11 protein-coding genes are annotated in these 16,386 nt (G+C 35.8%); 1 reads left to right on the top strand and 10 read right to left on the bottom strand.

From position 1 onward, the window contains the following. Window positions 1-4: 4 nt before the first annotated feature. The 7 genes from IPM51_05295 to IPM51_05265 all read right to left on the bottom strand — a co-directional run bounded on the left by IPM51_05295 (window position 5) and on the right by IPM51_05265 (window position 8,295). Window positions 5-1,120: an AhpC/TSA family protein gene (locus tag IPM51_05295; protein ID MBK9283719.1), complete on the bottom strand. Its 1,116-nt coding sequence runs from the start codon at window positions 1,118-1,120 to the stop codon at window positions 5-7. A 130-nt stretch (window positions 1,121-1,250) separates the two neighbouring features. Next, entirely contained in the window at window positions 1,251-2,102 is an 852-nt protein-coding gene (locus IPM51_05290; GenBank protein MBK9283718.1) for a hypothetical protein, read from the bottom strand. Between the two features lie 109 nt (window positions 2,103-2,211). Next, window positions 2,212-3,078 (bottom strand): gliding motility protein GldN, encoded by an 867-nt coding sequence (gene gldN / locus IPM51_05285; GenBank protein ID MBK9283717.1) that lies wholly within the window; start codon window positions 3,076-3,078, stop codon window positions 2,212-2,214. 18 nt (window positions 3,079-3,096) lie between these two features. Next, window positions 3,097-4,737: a hypothetical protein gene (locus IPM51_05280; protein ID MBK9283716.1), complete on the bottom strand. Its 1,641-nt coding sequence runs from the start codon at window positions 4,735-4,737 to the stop codon at window positions 3,097-3,099. A gap of 64 nt (window positions 4,738-4,801) precedes the next feature. After that, window positions 4,802-5,596 carry a gliding motility protein GldL gene (gene gldL / locus IPM51_05275; GenBank protein MBK9283715.1) on the bottom strand — a complete coding sequence of 265 codons (795 nt, stop codon included), beginning with the start codon at window positions 5,594-5,596 and terminating at the stop codon, window positions 4,802-4,804. Between the two features lie 55 nt (window positions 5,597-5,651). Next, entirely contained in the window at window positions 5,652-7,019 is a 1,368-nt protein-coding gene (locus IPM51_05270) for an SUMF1/EgtB/PvdO family nonheme iron enzyme (GenBank protein MBK9283714.1), read from the bottom strand. 310 nt (window positions 7,020-7,329) lie between these two features. Next, window positions 7,330-8,295, bottom strand: a complete 966-nt coding sequence (locus IPM51_05265; GenBank protein ID MBK9283713.1) for a type IX secretion system membrane protein PorP/SprF — start codon at window positions 8,293-8,295, stop codon at window positions 7,330-7,332. Window positions 8,296-8,518: 223 nt separating this feature from the next. On the opposite strand from IPM51_05265, the gene IPM51_05260 reads away from it, so the two are divergent. Then, window positions 8,519-8,770, top strand: coding sequence for a type B 50S ribosomal protein L31 (locus tag IPM51_05260; protein ID MBK9283712.1), 252 nt, complete (start codon window positions 8,519-8,521; stop codon window positions 8,768-8,770). 40 nt (window positions 8,771-8,810) lie between these two features. Here IPM51_05260 and IPM51_05255 read toward each other — a convergent pair whose 3' ends face one another. From IPM51_05255 to IPM51_05245, 3 genes are read right to left on the bottom strand one after another with little or no spacing between them, the layout of a single operon-like run. Next, window positions 8,811-10,856 (bottom strand): OmpA family protein, encoded by a 2,046-nt coding sequence (locus tag IPM51_05255; protein ID MBK9283711.1) that lies wholly within the window; start codon window positions 10,854-10,856, stop codon window positions 8,811-8,813. Then, window positions 10,843-11,853: a PorP/SprF family type IX secretion system membrane protein gene (locus IPM51_05250; GenBank protein MBK9283710.1), complete on the bottom strand. Its 1,011-nt coding sequence runs from the start codon at window positions 11,851-11,853 to the stop codon at window positions 10,843-10,845. Before IPM51_05250 ends, IPM51_05255 begins: the two co-directional genes overlap by 14 nt. Before the next feature lie 11 nt (window positions 11,854-11,864). Then, a complete protein-coding gene (locus tag IPM51_05245; protein MBK9283709.1) occupies window positions 11,865-16,364 on the bottom strand; it encodes a PKD domain-containing protein in 4,500 nt (1,499 codons plus the stop codon). Window positions 16,365-16,386 lie beyond the last annotated feature (22 nt).

Below are 16,386 nucleotides of genomic sequence, written 5' to 3'. Positions count from 1 at the left end.
TATTTTACTTTAATACTTCAGCTAATTTTTCTTCTAGCGCTATTCCTCTTAGGTTTTTTGCGATAATTTTTCCATCTTTATCAAGCAATAAGTTTTGAGGAATACTGGATATCCCAAATAATTTACCGGCTTCATTCCCCCACCCTTTTAAATCACTTACTTGGTCCCAGGTTAGATTATCTTTATTAACAGCATCGAGCCACTTCTCTTTATTAGAGTCGAACGATACACCTAATACTGTAAAGTTTTTATCCTTGTACTTATTGTAGGCATTTACAACATTCGGGTTTTCCATTCTGCAAGGCCCGCACCAACTCGCCCAAAAGTCAACTAATACATATTTACCCTTAAAGTCAGAAAGTTTAATCATTTTTCCATTGGGGGCAGCCTGGCTAAAATCCGTTGCTTTAAATCCAATCATAGAACCCTTCATTCCATCAACACGTTTTGTGGCAGCCTTCACAAATTTAGTATCCTGAATACTTTTATCAATTGCATCCAAGGCTGTAACAACGTTCTCAAATGGAACAGCCGGATTATTCATATCAGAAAACACCACATATCCGCTCACAATTGATTTAGGATGTGATTTTACGAAATCTGTCATTCCGGTAATAAATAGCGTATTAAGATTTTGAAAGTTACCTCTAATTTTCTCTACAGCAACCATATCATTTTTCTGCATGGCTTCGGTGTAATCACTTTGCATTTTCATTTGGGTTGCCACAAAACTATTGATAAGCTTTTTATATTCCAGATAGTCGTTTTGCGTAGGCCCCCCTTCAACACTTGAATAAATTAAAGAATCGGCATTTAAATTTGCTTTTAAACTTCCAGGATCTACAAAAAATTGAAGATTGGGCGCAACATTAGGATATGGGCTCAAATTGAACCAATATAAATCCGGTTCGCTGTTTTTTAAATTAAAAGTGAATTTTCCTTCCACTATTTTAACAGAATCACTAAATACTTGGTCATTCCATGAATGGTGTAAATACAAAGTTTTCCCGTTATAATTGGAAATAGTGCCAATAATTTTACTATTGAATTGCTTCTCTTTTTTCTGAGAAATAATCAGAAATGGAATCAAAAGCAAAGTATATAAGAGGGCGTTTTTCATTTGGAATATCGGTATTAACAAATATAAGAATGATTGAAATAAGGATACTATGTTTTAGAATATTTAACCTTTTTAAAAAACAAAGCCTTACAATGATTTTCACTGTAAGGCTCTAATTCATTAGCCAATATTAATTTGTCATTTTATTCCTTAATAAAATGATTTTATCAGCAATGCTTTTTAATTTTGAGTCATTCATGTCTTTATCATCTTTCACTGCACTTATTTCCTCGTGAATAGGCTTTAATTCATTAATAATATCCGAGGTTTCCTTTTTATCTTTATAGTCATTTAATAAATTGATCAGATTTCCTAAATGGAATCGCTGTTCCCATAAATGTCTTTTTACTTTTGAAAGTATGGCCGCATCCTGATTGGTTTCACCTACTTTACAAACAATATACAGACTTTCGAGCCAGCTACCGGTGAAAACATTTGCAGCCGTATAAACTCGGTCATTTGTCCTTAAATAATCGTCACTTTTTACAAAAATTTCATCAATAATTTTAAAAAGAGAGTCCTTGTTACCTAAGTTTGATTCGGCACGCTTGCCCACCATTGCACTAACGGCATTTTTTAACCCTAAACCATCACTTAAGGACATCACGTTTTTCATATACTTAAGTACATCTTGTCCATTATCTGAAACCATAGCATAGGACATGTCGATATTATACACACCCAAATTAACGGCCTTTTTAAACTCATTCGTGTATTTAGAAATATTGGCTACGTCATTAAAACAAGAATTATCATAACTAATTCCCCATTTACCTAGGTCCTGTAAACTGTTTACAGGAGAAGGGATATTTGCTATTGCAAAATCAAATTTAAATTTTGTGGTATCATCCACCGTAACCGGAGTTGTATCCTTTACCACTGTTTCTTCGGTAGGCTGAATGGTTTCACTTTCTTTGTTCTCGCTACACGAAAACAGAATCATTAAACATGCAATAGGTATTGAAAAATGTTTTAATTTCATTGGTATAATTTTATTGAAGCAAAGATATTATTTAATTATAATTTGAGCCCTGATAATTCAATAAAAAAAGCGATGATTCCATCGCTTTTAATAATTCTTTAAATTTAGCTTAGAAATGCCACAAATCATGTTCCCAACGGAATATATCACCTTTTACGCGATCTGATTCCAGAATAGCTTCTAAACCTTTTGCGTGGAAATTAATATCGCGATCGTATACGTTTGATTCTTTCGTAACAAAGCTCGAAAATTGTCTTTTCCAAAAAATATCATCAAATGTACGGCGCTCACTATCATTTTTAACATTAAACACCTCGTGTTTAGCTAAAAATTTACGACATGACGGGAAATAAACTGAAAATTGTGGAATTCCACCAATTTCTTCCTTCCCTTTTTTAGATGCGTTAAAAGTCATGCCTAAAATTCGCACTTCCAAAGTTGATTTTTGTTTATCAAAATACCAATCTTCTTTAATCTCAACGTCGGTTAAATTTCTATACATCCAAGTGGAATCTACAATACCCGGCATTTTGGTGTAAAATGAGTTACCGTCTGCATCAAACTGTTCAACCTCACTAGAATCTTCTCTTTCAATTAATTTATCCCTTATTTCAGATCTCTCCATAGGAATAAGGAATTCATCATTAATTGGATTAAAAGCCATTATTTCCCCAGACAATACATACTTTACAAGTACCTGTAATAATGAAATTCTACTAGTGCTTAATTCAAGCGGGTAATATAATTGCTGATTAATTTTTTCGCGCATATCGATTTTACGCCAAACTCTTTTTTGCCAGGTTACATCTGCCTGACGAAGGTGGGTATAAGGAATTGGTCTTCTGTTAACAGAATTCTCCTTATCGTAAACTCCGTCACGATAATCACCGGGAGTAAATACACTTGGCTGAGCCATAACCGGACTTACGAAAAGTACGATTAAGGTAGCAAAAATGATATGTTTGATTTTTTTCATAATCAGTTATTTAAAACTTTATCTCATAGCCTTAATACCAACAGTTGCACTATGCATTTTTCCGTCGGGACCTTTAATTTTGGCATCAATAAAGAGTTTTTGGTTCGCATCGCAACCACTAAGGATTGATCTGGCTTCACCTGTTAAGTTAGACCCGTTTCCGGAAGCAACCATTGGTTTACCTCTTACTTTACCAACAATTTCCCAACTTTGAACAATATAATTTGCTTGAAAATCAAATCCATTAGCACCGGCACCTAATCCGGCCACCATAGCTAAAGCACCTTTTTTCATTTCGCCCGGGGCAAAAGTACCACCAATTTTTATATCCGGTTTTGGAAGTGGTTTTACACGGAACGGAATTGCCGGACCTTGAGACTTTCCTTTAGCAGAAACAGAAATATTACAAGTACCAGTTCCGGTAAAAGTAAATACATATTTTCCCGCACCCTTAGATACGTACTTTGCGCCACCACCTGAAGCGGAAATCTGAATATCAGTAGGAGATACACCGGCAGCTGAAACAGAAACCGGATTCTCAACACCTGCATAAAATACACGCATTTGATCAGCTGAGATAGCTACAGCAGGAGCAGCAACCATGTATGATTGCGTAAATGGATAATACTTGAAAGAACCATTCGGGTTTTTATATTTAATAACCCCGAAATAGGTTTGTTCACCTTGTCCGCTTGTTGGTCTTAATAATTTACCCTCACCTGCTTCAATTGGAACTTCGTCTCCGGTTTTACCCGCAGCTGCCTCAGCAGAATCTATTCCGATATAAACTTTCATGTCTTCTTTAGAAATTTTGCTAGATGAGGCGGCAATAAAGATATCCGCAGTGTATTGCTGGCCGGCTTGTATGTAAGAACTTGGCGCAATAACCCTTGCTTTTAAATTATCAAACTTGATAGAGATTTTACCACTCGCAGCTGAGAAAACGTTCAATATCTCTGCTTCGCAGTTAGATAAATCAGCTGCAGTTTTGTTCAAATTACAAACAACGGCAGCCATTGGCATATGATAATAATTCTCAATCTCATATGTCATTTTTAAACCATCTTCTTCAGCGCCACTTTCGGTAGGCTTTAAATCAGAGATCTTTTTCTTTAAGTTATTGTAATCATCATCTAATAATTTAGTCTTAGGGTCGTTTTTCATGCTCTCCAATAAGGCCAATAAATCGGCACTTACTTTATTCAACTTCCCTTTCATTTCCATTGCCGTAAGAGAACCGTCTTGCATAGCTGATGGTTCAGCGATACCTAATACGCGTGAAGGATCATCATAGTTATCAATACGTTGTGCATATTTCAAATGCACGGTGTCCGGCTGAGTAGTTGCTTCAGAAGCTCCAATAACATTTAGCTTTACAGCATCCACGTATTTTTTAGCTTCATCAATTAATTTTTGTGCCACTTTTGCTTTTTCAAAATAAGGCAAAGCTGCAGCATTACCAGCAATTGTGTTTTCGAAAGCCTGAGTAATCCGCTTATTATTTTCCTCTAAATTTTCACGTCCGCGAACAATACTTTCATTCACGCGTACATAACCCTTGAGGATAGTTTTTGATACATTCATGGCTAGAAGAGCTGTGAGTACTAAGTACATCATACCAATCATCTTCTGCCTTGGGGTTTCTTTACCACCTGCCATTTTTTCTTGTCTTTTTAAATGTGACTAAATAAAATAATTCTAAATTCCAAAAAGGTTACAATTATTAACCCTTGTTAAAGTTCATTGCTCCTAACATATTACCATAAATAGTATTTAAGGCAGTTAAGTTAGAGGACAATTGACTCATTTCTGCACGATACTTCTTAGTATCATCCACTGAGTCGTGAAGGTTTTTCATTAATTCATGTAAACCATCGTAGAATTTAGAAGTGGCATCTAAATGTGTTTTGCTTCCTTGCAATTGTAATTCATAAGTTGCATTTAAAGCAGATAAATTTTTAGAAACTGAATTTAAAGATTCACCTATTGAATGTCCAGCATCATTAGAACTAGCTAAGTCAGCCATTGTATTTGCTGCTTTTTTATAAGTATCAGCTAAATCAGTTACGCTATTTGAAGCTTTCTTTACGTTTTCAACATATTCATTGGTAGCAGCAGTAGCATTAGAAATATCACCGATTTTTGAAGCGGTATCGCTCAATGACTTCATGCCTGTTCCTAAACTTTCAATTAATTCAGGCCCAATTTTTGCATTCTCAAGCATATTGTCTAATTGTTGGCTTACCGGTAAGCTTGGATCATGCTCATTTACTTCTTCATGTGCCATACCTGCTAATTCAGGATAAGCTAAAGTCCAATCTACTTCTTCATGTGGAATATCAGAAGCGAATAAACCGAATAAAAAGGCCTCAGTACCAAGACCAACGATTAACATTTCATTACATCCGGGCCAGTGCATAATTTTAAAAAGTGCTCCAAGAATTACCACGGAAGCTCCAAGACATGATGCAAGGTGTAAGAACCTTTTGAACCCTTTTACTTTACCTAATTTACTCATAGCTGTTTTGTGTTTTTTGTTAGTTTATTGTTTGTTTATTTTGTGTTGTGTGATTTTAAATTTCGTCTCCTTTTGCACGTCCTAAATAAGTCATAACATTTCTGAAACCGATATAACATTTTGCGGTATCTTGATACTCATACGTTCGAGCGCTCGTTTGAAGATAGTAACCTACATCTTTCCAACTTCCACCACGAATTACTTTACGCTTTAATACATTAGCATCTTTATCTTGAGCTTCGTAAACGTAATCAGGATTTAAATCATGTTGGAAGTCATAAGCTGATTCATCAAATGAGTTGCTTGTCCACTCCGAAGCATTACCGGCCATACAATATAATCCGTAATCATTTGGATTGTATGAGTAAATATAAACAGTGTGGAACCCACCATCATCGATATAAGATCCGCGCATTGGTTTAAAGTTACCTAAGAAACAACCTGCAGCATTTCTGATATATGGGCCACCCCAAGGATATGGAGATTTTTGTAATCCACCTCTTGCAGCATATTCCCACTCACTTTCAGTTGGTAAACGAAAATCATTTACAATGGATTGTTCAGTGCCTATTAAATAATTATTCAATAACATAGATCTCCAAATTGAAAAGGCACGAGCCTGTTTCCAAGTAACACCTACTACAGGATATGAATCATAAGCCGGGTGCCAAAAATACATATTAGTTAATGGCTCATTAAATGAATAAGTATAATCATGTACCCAAGCAAGTGTGTCAGGATAAACATTAATCACATCTTTAATAATAAACACAGAACGATCAACTCCTTTGCGCTCACGAGGAACATAATTACCTTGACCAACGGAAACTTCGTCTTTAACATTATAGGTACCTAGAGTTTTACTATCCTTAGCAGGATCCCCTACTAAAGTTGAAGGAGAACCGGGTACTCCATTTTGTCCATCATTCAAATGTACACCATTATTATAATCAGCTTTTTTGTAATCGTGAGCTGCATCCTGAATATCAGGTGATTTATTGGGAATGAATCTGTTAACCTTTGCTGCTGCAAGTTTTAGATCAATTCTATAATACTCATAATTTAACTTTCGGGTATCTATTTCTTTTCGGTTATAAAAACGCTCACCCTCAGGTAAATAAAGTGGCTGTAAATCAGCACGATAATCATCGTCTCCACTACCCCAATTAATTTTCTCTTCCCAATTGATATATGGGTCTTGAAGATTGTTATCACCTTTATAAATAGGATAAACGCTTAAGAATTCATCTTGTGAGATCTGAAATCTGTCAGCATCTGGATTTGATCCATTAGCCAATAATTTACGAGCTATGGAGTCTCTCACCCAGAATACAAACTGACGGTATTCGTTGTTTGATATTTCAGAATCATCTATGTAAAAAGCCTGAACTGAAACGACTTTAGATTTAGTAGTATGCGCCATAGGAGCCTCCTCATCATCGGGGCCCATATGATAACTACCCATTGGAATGTACAATGTTCCGAAAGGATCAGGTTGGAACCATTGTTCACGACCAGTTACACCAACAAGTTCAGCTGAATGCTTGTTACATCCTGTAACTACAGCTATGAACGAGGCTAATACCAGAAGTTTTTTCATATCGTTTGTTTTAGTTTATAACCACAACTTAAATAAAAGTTACACAAGGATGTTTTTCGATGTTATTAACATTTATTGTTAGTTGTAAATGGCTTAAACGTAGATTAGATTTAAAGGTTTCAAATATATTTTATTAATAAAAACGATCTGTCTCGTAAGTTGTTGTTTTCTTGGGCTTTGGAGTGTAACAAGCACCTAAAAATACTTCAAAACTACCCGGTGTATGTCCTTTTAACTTCGATAACACTAAATCATAAGATAAACCACCTTTAATAGTGGTGGTACCATTCATAAATTGTTGGTATCCAATCATTAAGGCAGCTGCGTCTTCTAAACGGTAGGTAGCGCCGCCCCAGAATTTCTTGTTATCCAAAGAATATGCATATGTTAAATTAACATCTAAGGCTCCGGCTGCTAAATCTGACTTATATTTAATATTAGGGGTAATTGAACTTCGCGGATCAATAGAATAAGTATATCCGGTCATTAAATAGAAGTGACGACTTAAGTCATATTTAATATCACCGCTACCTACTGTTTGAGCAGGCAAGTGACTACTTGATAATCCAACATAAAACTGACCAGGAATTGTATAATAAGCACCAAAACCAAGATCATATGTCATTTTGTTTAAATCCGGATTTTGTTGAGCCTCATAGGCTCCAGGAATTGTTGGGTCAATTTTACCCGGCTCCGGAACAATCCAAGTATTACTAATACTTTTTTGAACAATACCTACATCTAAGCCTACACCAAGAATACCACGACTAATCGGATGGTTCCAAGCGCCAGCAACTCTTACAAAGTTGGTACTCATCGGCCCGATTTTATCATTTATAAAGGTTAAACCTACTCCAAGTGGTAAATTCTGAAGTTTCATGTCACCAGTAAAATTAATAGAGGTGGGAGCTCCATCAAAACCTGACCATTGTTTACGAAATTGTAGCGCACCACAATATCCGCCACTTGTACCGGCAACGCCTGGGTTATACACTAATTTATTGTGCATCCATTGTGTAAATTGAGGGTCTTGTTGTGCATATGTCACACCAAATGAACAAGCCATAATAATGGCCACTTTAGAGAAAAGTTTTTTCATACTTCTGTTTTAATAAATGTAAGTGCAGTTTTACTCACTACACTTAGGGTGCTAAATTAGTTAAAGAATTTTAAAAAACAAACAGGCATGCTTTTTTTTTTTGAATTTGTTAAAATTAATAAGTTAGCCTTGTTTACGACCTGTTCTAAACAAATTTTAATTAATATTTGGTGACAAGCAATAAAATCGTAAATTTGCCAACTTATTTTTAAGCATTAAAGAAATGAAAAAGGAGATTCACCCGGAAAACTACAGATTGTGTATTTTTAAAGATATGAGTAATGGTTATTCATTTTTAACCCGCTCTTGCGCTGAAACGAAGGAAATGTTAAAATGGGAAGATGGAAACGAATATCCTTTAGTTAAATTGGATATATCTATGACATCGCATCCATTTTACACCGGAAAACAGGTATTGGTTGATACTGCGGGCCGTGTGGATAAATTCAGAAGCCGTTATAATAAAAAGAAATAATCTTTGCGAAAATTTAAAAGCCCCATTCAGGGGCTTTTTTTTAATCTACTTCTGCTTCATTTATAACTTCCACATCCAATTTACCAATAATTTTAAAATCAGTTCTTCGGTTTAATGCTCTTCCTTCCGGATTATCAGCACCATTTGGTAAATCATTAGGAGCTATGGGCTTACTTTCTCCATAACCTTTCGCGACTAATCGTTTGTTAGAAATACCTTTTTGAGTTAAATAGGTAACCACACTTTCAGCGCGTCGCTGAGAAAGTTTAATATTATAATTGTCATTTCCTTTACTATCTGTATGAGATTGAATTTCCACAATTAATTCGGGATTGGCTTCCATTAAGGCTAACACTGTTGTATCGATTGAGATTTTACTGGTTTCTAAAATAACAGATTTATCAAATTCATAATGAATGTTAGGAATACGAATTGGTTCTTTTGGTTCTCTGGATAAGTAGGAAATACGTTTAATTTCTTGCGAAGTATTCATTCCTATTGTACTTACTTCCGTGCTTGTTCCAAGATATTCTTTTTTCTTCACTACTATAAAATATTCCTGGCCGGCTTCTAAAGTTGTATTATAATGTCCCTTTTCATCCGTTAAAAAAGTTTTAACCAATGCTTTTTCTTTTGTTTTTTTATCTCGGATATAAATTTCAATTTCGGAATTTGCTATAGGAACACTAGGTCTTTCTTGCTCATAAACAAAACCATCTAAAATTATTTTAATGTATTGGCTGTGTTTGTAGGTATAAATGTCATCACAACAGGCTTTGTTTTTTAAGGTATTTCCGCCTTTACGGTTACTTACAAAAAAACCTTCTTCCCGATTGGGTGAAATTGTATAATAAATATCGTCGGAACCGGAATTTACAGGTTGACCAATATTTTCTATACTCAACCATCTTTTTCCGTCGCCACTTGCTTTATATACATCAAATCCTCCTAATCCACCCCATCCTTCTGAACTAAAATACAAAGACCTTGTTTCGTTATCAAAAAACGGCGACATTTCATCCTGCGAAGAATTTACTTTATTACCTGCATTTTTTGGCGTTTTGTAAATATTCTTTTTCTTATCAAATATAGTATACCAAATATCTAAACCTCCCCTACCTTCTTTATTATTGCTTACAAAATAAATTATATCGTTACCATTCTTTGGATCCCGTGTAACGGTTGGCATGGTGTTACTATACTTTGGATTATTAATAATTTTAGGGAGTTTTTCCGGTTCTGACCAAGTATTCCCTTCATTTTTAGACATGTATATTGCACAAATCATCTGACCCTTCATATTCTCTTTACATCTGGTAAAATAAATTCTCTTACGGTCTAAACTAAAACAAGCGTTACCTGTGTTAAAGTTGGGCACATTAAAATTATCACCGTATTCGCCAGAAAATTTCCAATCATTCCCATTCTTTTTTGCGTAATATAACTTGCGGTTTATTGAACGTGCGGTATCATCTTCCATAATGTATTCTATTTTTTCTGTTCGGAGTGAGGAAAAAACCAAAGTATTTTCATCCAAATTAAATGGAGCACCTTCTGTATTTACTTTATTAATAGTAGTATCTAATCTTGTAACTATTACTTTTTTCTCAGTTCCTGCTAAACGTTGAACAGAATCACAAAAGGCTATCTCCTTGCCTGCTTGTTTCTTCAATTGTTTTTCTTTCCCCTTATATTCCTTTTTAAATTTTTGAAAATTAATTCTTGCACTATCGTATTTTCCATTCGATTTCTGCATTTGAGCGAAATAATATAATGCTTCTGAATTTTTATCATGCATTTGAGCGTATGAAGCCAGATAATAATGTTCTGCATTTTCATAATCCCCAATTTCATAATATGATTGTGCTAATAAATAAAGAACGGTTGCATCCTTACTATTTGTTTTTAAATAAGCTTCAAAAAAAGAAATGGCAGCACTAGGATCGTGTTGTTGCACCGCACTTTTCCCCATTCTTTTCAATTGTTTTGGGTTTGATTTTTTTAACACGCTGGAATCGACCTGAGAAAAACAAAACAGATTCACAAAAACAAACAGGATGATCAATATGCTTTTAGTATCTTTCACAAGGAATGGCCTTTTTTATTAAACGTGAAGTACGAGCCCGGTAAATAAATGCAATTTCCAAGGCGCCTTTATAATCAACAGCAGTTTTTAATCCGGAAAAGGTTAAATCATAACTGAATCCTAACGTATAATGAGAATAGTTTATTCCAACAGTGGCAATTCCTGCATCTGCGTTTCTATTTATCCCATCCCTCCACATAAAACCTGCAAAAACCGAATTAGTAAAAAATGTTCCTTTATGTAAAACATATTCAACATTTAAACCGCTTACCCAATCACTTACTTTAGTTGTAATGCCATATAAGGAATATGCTTTTAAAATAATACTTCCACTTAAGTAATAGGCTAATGAAGCATTGTAAGCCTGACGAATTGGCAATTGATTATTAGAACTTAAAAATGATTCTTTTGGTTTATTGAGGTGGAAAAACGCTACTCCCAATTCCGGTTCAATTCTTCCATATTTTTTTGAAATATTTATTCCTGAATTTACATCCAGATAATTTGATTGTTGTACTACATTTACTTCCTGATTATTCAATGTGTTATCAAATTTTCCGGTGCTCCAATTTAATTGATTTGGAAATGAATGTGCATAAAAGTCTATACTCTTCATTACATAACCAACCTGAACGCCGTAACTCATATGAAATCCGTATAATTTATGATGAAATGCAAATGAAGGTAATATTTTGTTGATGTTTAAATTACCACCGGATTTATCGCTTATGAAAATTAAACCGCCGCTAAAATTTAAATTTTTTGGAAAAAAATTAGCGTCCCCCCCTACTGAATAGGTATTGTACGCCTTGTCTATATCTCTCCACTGACTTCTATAATTACCAAAAAAACGCCAATCACCTTTATAGTTACCTGTGTTGGCCGGATTTAAGGATAAGGGTGAAAAATAATACTGACTAAAATGCACATCTTGTGCGCTCACAGAAATAACGCACGTAAGCAACAGTATAGAAATATAAAATTTAATTTTTTTCAAATCAATTATTACTAACGAATCAATTTAAAGCTTCCGGTTTTTAATAGCGCATCTTTATCAGAATAGGTTTCGACAGAAACCTGATAAATATAGGTCTCCATATTTTGCGGCACCCCATTATAATTACCATCCCAACCTACTTTTACCTGGTCGGTTTCAAAAAGAAGTTGTCCCCAACGGTTATATACCCTGAAATAATTTACTTTTTTTATTCCCCATCCATCCGGAAAAATAAAGTCATTTACGCCATCACCATTAGGTGTAAAAGCTGTTGGTACATCTACGGTTGACCGTGGATCAATATCTATTTTATAAATATTCATTCTACTGAAACAGCCCATATTATCCGCAACAATTACGGTATATGTGATATTATCAGTTGAAGTAGATATTGGAGAAATACAATTTTCACAATTTAGATTTAAAGAGGGGGTCCAGGTATACGACATGTTTTGACCGGCATTTCCATTAATAGGAACAAACTGACCAATGATAACCGTTGTATCCCATTGAATGGCGTTTGGGGGTAATTGAATATAAATATTCTTACTGATTGAATCTTTACACCCATTTATATCCGTAGTAACAAGAGTATAGGTAACGGAATTACTTGCCGTTGCTGTAGTATTTAGCGCGTTAGGGTTTGTTATTCCTGCCGTTGGCATCCAGGTATAGGTGAATGGTCCGTTTCCGTTAACATTTCCAATTAGCGGGAATTGCACATTTTGACATGTATCACGTGCATTAAAATCAACATCAGGAATTGGGTTAACAGTAATATTTTTTATAGCAAACCCTATACATCCGCTATTTTGATCGGTTATTGTTAAAGTAACAGGATAAATTCCGGCCAAAGTAAAATTGTAAGTTGGGATTTGAGATGAAGAAGTATTTCCGTTCCCGAAATTCCAATTATACGTAGAACCGCCCGGATTTTGAATCACAGGACTAAACGTATCTATTATTCCTAAACAGTGCACACTATCAACCTTAGTAATTTCATTATTTCGTTTAAAATCACTTACAATTTTTATAATTTTTATTGTTTGCGTTGCGAAAAATTTACAAGCGTGATTGGAACTATAATAAATCAATGACACAGTAGCATCACCATTGGGTTGCGGATAATAGGTATAGGTATGAGATACAGTTGGCGTAATGGATGGTGCATAAGCCTTGAGCGTATCACCGTCGGCAAAATCCCATGTCCAAGCATATACTGTACTTGTATCTTTCAAACTAAAATTAATTGTTTCACCTAAACAAATGGAAGATTTATCCAATTGTAAATTGGCGCGTGCTCCGAATATACTTACTGTTTTAGTAACAATAGCTTTGCAACCAAACGGTGTACTTACTGTTAAGGTAACCGGAAAAATTCCGGTATTTGTATATGAAACAATCACCATAGGAATAGGTAACAATGACGCACCATTTGCTGCATTCCAAGTATAAGTTAGATTATAGGTTGGATTAGAAGTTGAAGTTGAAGAAAAGGTTACGTCGCCAAGACAAGCCACGTTAGGGAATTGTGCTCCGGGTGAATTCACAATAAAACTTGCAGTAGGATAACTTTGTACATAAAAATTTAGTGTACTACTACTCTTACACCCATTCGGATCTATAATAGTTACAGATGCCGGATAAGTACCAGCGGCAGTAAAGGTATTACTAATAGAAAAACTTGGGGTTATATACACGTTTCCATCACCCGTACTAAAAGTATAGGAAGCATAACCGGAAGGAGCTGCAATAGAAACCGGATCACCTACACAAACCGAATTTCCGGGTGAGGCGAACATAGCTGCATTTGGATTATTTACCTGCATCAATAAAGTTTGAGTAGCTATACAACCCAAAGCGTTAGTTGCTGTTAGCGCAACCGTGAATTGAGAAAATGGAATTGCTGCTGAAGTATAGGATGCGATTGGACTACCGGTAAAATTAGACGTTGAACCATTTCCGAAATTCCAAAAATAATTCGTTATCGGATCAGGCGTTTGCGGCGTGGTATTATTAAATTGAACTGTTTGCGTAGACAAACAAATGGTGGCTGAAGGTACTGCATTAAACGCAGGCGCTGCTGAACTCACCCGAATCGTATTTGTTAATACGCTGCTACAACTATTCAAATCCTTTACTAATAAAGTGACCGTATGAGTTCCGGGTGTGGCCCAAGAATAAGAAACTGCGGTTAGGGAAGTCACAATCGGAGGCGCATTATCAAAAAACCAGGTGTAACCGATATTCGGACAACCCACTAAAACATCGGTAGATGAGGCCGCACTAAATAAAGTTTGAACATTTGCACAAGCCGTTGGAGATAAAGCAATAGACGCTTGAATATTGCGTACCTGAACCAACATAGTAAATGTTTGAGGTGTACATGTACCTGTAATTCCGTTTGTAGCGGTTACTACTACTGTATAATCACCCGTATTTGCGTAAACGTGATTAATAGTATGTTGTGAACTCGCGTTTAATACACCCGGAAAATTAACGGGCGGACTACCATCACCAAAATTTATGGTGCCATTAGCCACATCTTGCATATGCGTATCGAAAAACACACTGAATCTATTTGTACAATTTGTAGTGAACCTGCTCTTGACTATAGGCCCTCTGACAGTTACCGTTTGTGGTATTGTGGTTGTGCTTTGACAACTGTTTTTCCAGGCCGATAATGTAAAGGTATGAACGCCTATATGGGTAAATACCCAACCGGGATTAGGGTCGCTGACGCATCCGCTAAAAAAACCGTTATCACTATCTACATGCCAATGTTGTATTTGATTTTGATTCGGAGAGGTGTTTACTATTTGAACAGTTTGCCCGGGACAGACGGTACTCGGATTGAAACTAAAACTAATTGGCGCAGGATTAACCACGGTAATTGTATCAACAAAAGATGTATCAATACATCCTTGAGCGGTTTGAATTATTAAATAAGGCGTGTAAGTTCCCGGCGTATTATACGTAAACGTTGCATTTGGAATTGGAGGGGCAACACCTGTAGATAATGTAGGCGGGCTTGCACCATTATTCCATGTATAACTTGTAATTACTGTTGGCGTAGGATGTGCAAAACTAGTATCCCTATAGGTTACAACTAACGGTGCGCATCCTTCCTTTTTATTTTTATTAAACCATGCTGTTGGTCTTCGTAATGTATCGGCTTGAATGGATACTGTACTTGTACATCCGTTTGCAGAACTGGCTAACAAAGTAACTACAGGTATACAATAAGGATAAATAGTATATGGATTTAAACTCCCTTGCGAATAAGTAAAGGAAGGATTTGCCAAATTGCTAGTCATTGGTAATCCGCCACCACAATTGCTAGTAATCCATGTGTACGTTACTGCATTAGGGGAAGAGGCATTAAAATAATTGCATACAAATGGACTTGAACAACTAAAAGATGGCGGTGTAGCTGTAATTGCCGCTGTAACTTGGGTAACAACAACAGTTTTTATTTGTGTGGCTGTGCAAGGAGGAACTCCTGCTGTTACATTGTACGTGAAAGTTCCGGGTGCGCCATACACAAATGAATAAGTAACGTTTGTTAAAGGAGATGAATCATTAACATAAGGACCTTGAATGGTAGAACCTGAATTGGATTGAACATTAACTGTATAAAGTGTATTAACACAAGCAGTTGAAGGACCTGTTGCATTTAATGTGGCTTGTGAAACATTTACAGGAACAAATGCTGAACCCGAACAATTGTTATTATCAGTTACTGTTAATGAAGCTATATAGCTACCCGTGGCGTTATAGGTTACGTTGCCGGGCGTTGCAGCGCCTGATACAGCCGGACTACCTCCGGAAAAATTCCAATTAAAAGATAACGGTCCGGGTAAAGGCGAACCACTTTGAGAATTGGAACCGTTGAAATTAACATTGAAAGGCACATTACAACCGCTAGCTGGCGACGGATTAGTATTTATAATTACAATTGGCGGATTGGAAATATTTATTGGTCCTGCAGAAACCGTGCCCGTACAATTATTAGCGTCTAGTACAGTTAAATTCACTGTGAAAGAACCACCTGCCGGATAAGAATAAATAGGACTCACCACATTAGTAGGCGTTCCATTACCCAAATTCCAGGTATATGAAACAATGGTAGTTGGACTTGTAGAAGAATTTACAAAAGTTACGGTGGCCGGTGCGCACTTAATAGCAGGTACAGTATATGAAAAGGCTGCGGTTGGTTTTGGAAATATTGGGACAACCAACGTAGTTACAGAAGGAACTGCTCCAACTGTATAATTGCAAGTTACCGTAAAATTACCCGCTGTAATATAATTGTGGCCGGGATTATTTGCATTAGAAGTACCACCGTCGCCAAAATTCCATGAAACTGCAGAAGATCCCGGCGGATTTGTGAAACTTATTGTTTGCGGAAAACAGCCAGAAGTTGGCGTTGCAACAATTTGCGCGTTTACATTCGAAAGAAAACAAACAAAAACTAGAAATGTAAAAAAGACTTGAATTTGTTTGAACATATCAAATATTAATTTAAATTTG

The organism is Sphingobacteriaceae bacterium, from assembly GCA_016715905.1.
GTDB lineage: Bacteria > Bacteroidota > Bacteroidia > B-17B0 > Aurantibacillaceae > Aurantibacillus.
Note: the sequence above shows the minus strand (reverse complement) of the source record. Positions and strands in the feature narration are given on the sequence as shown.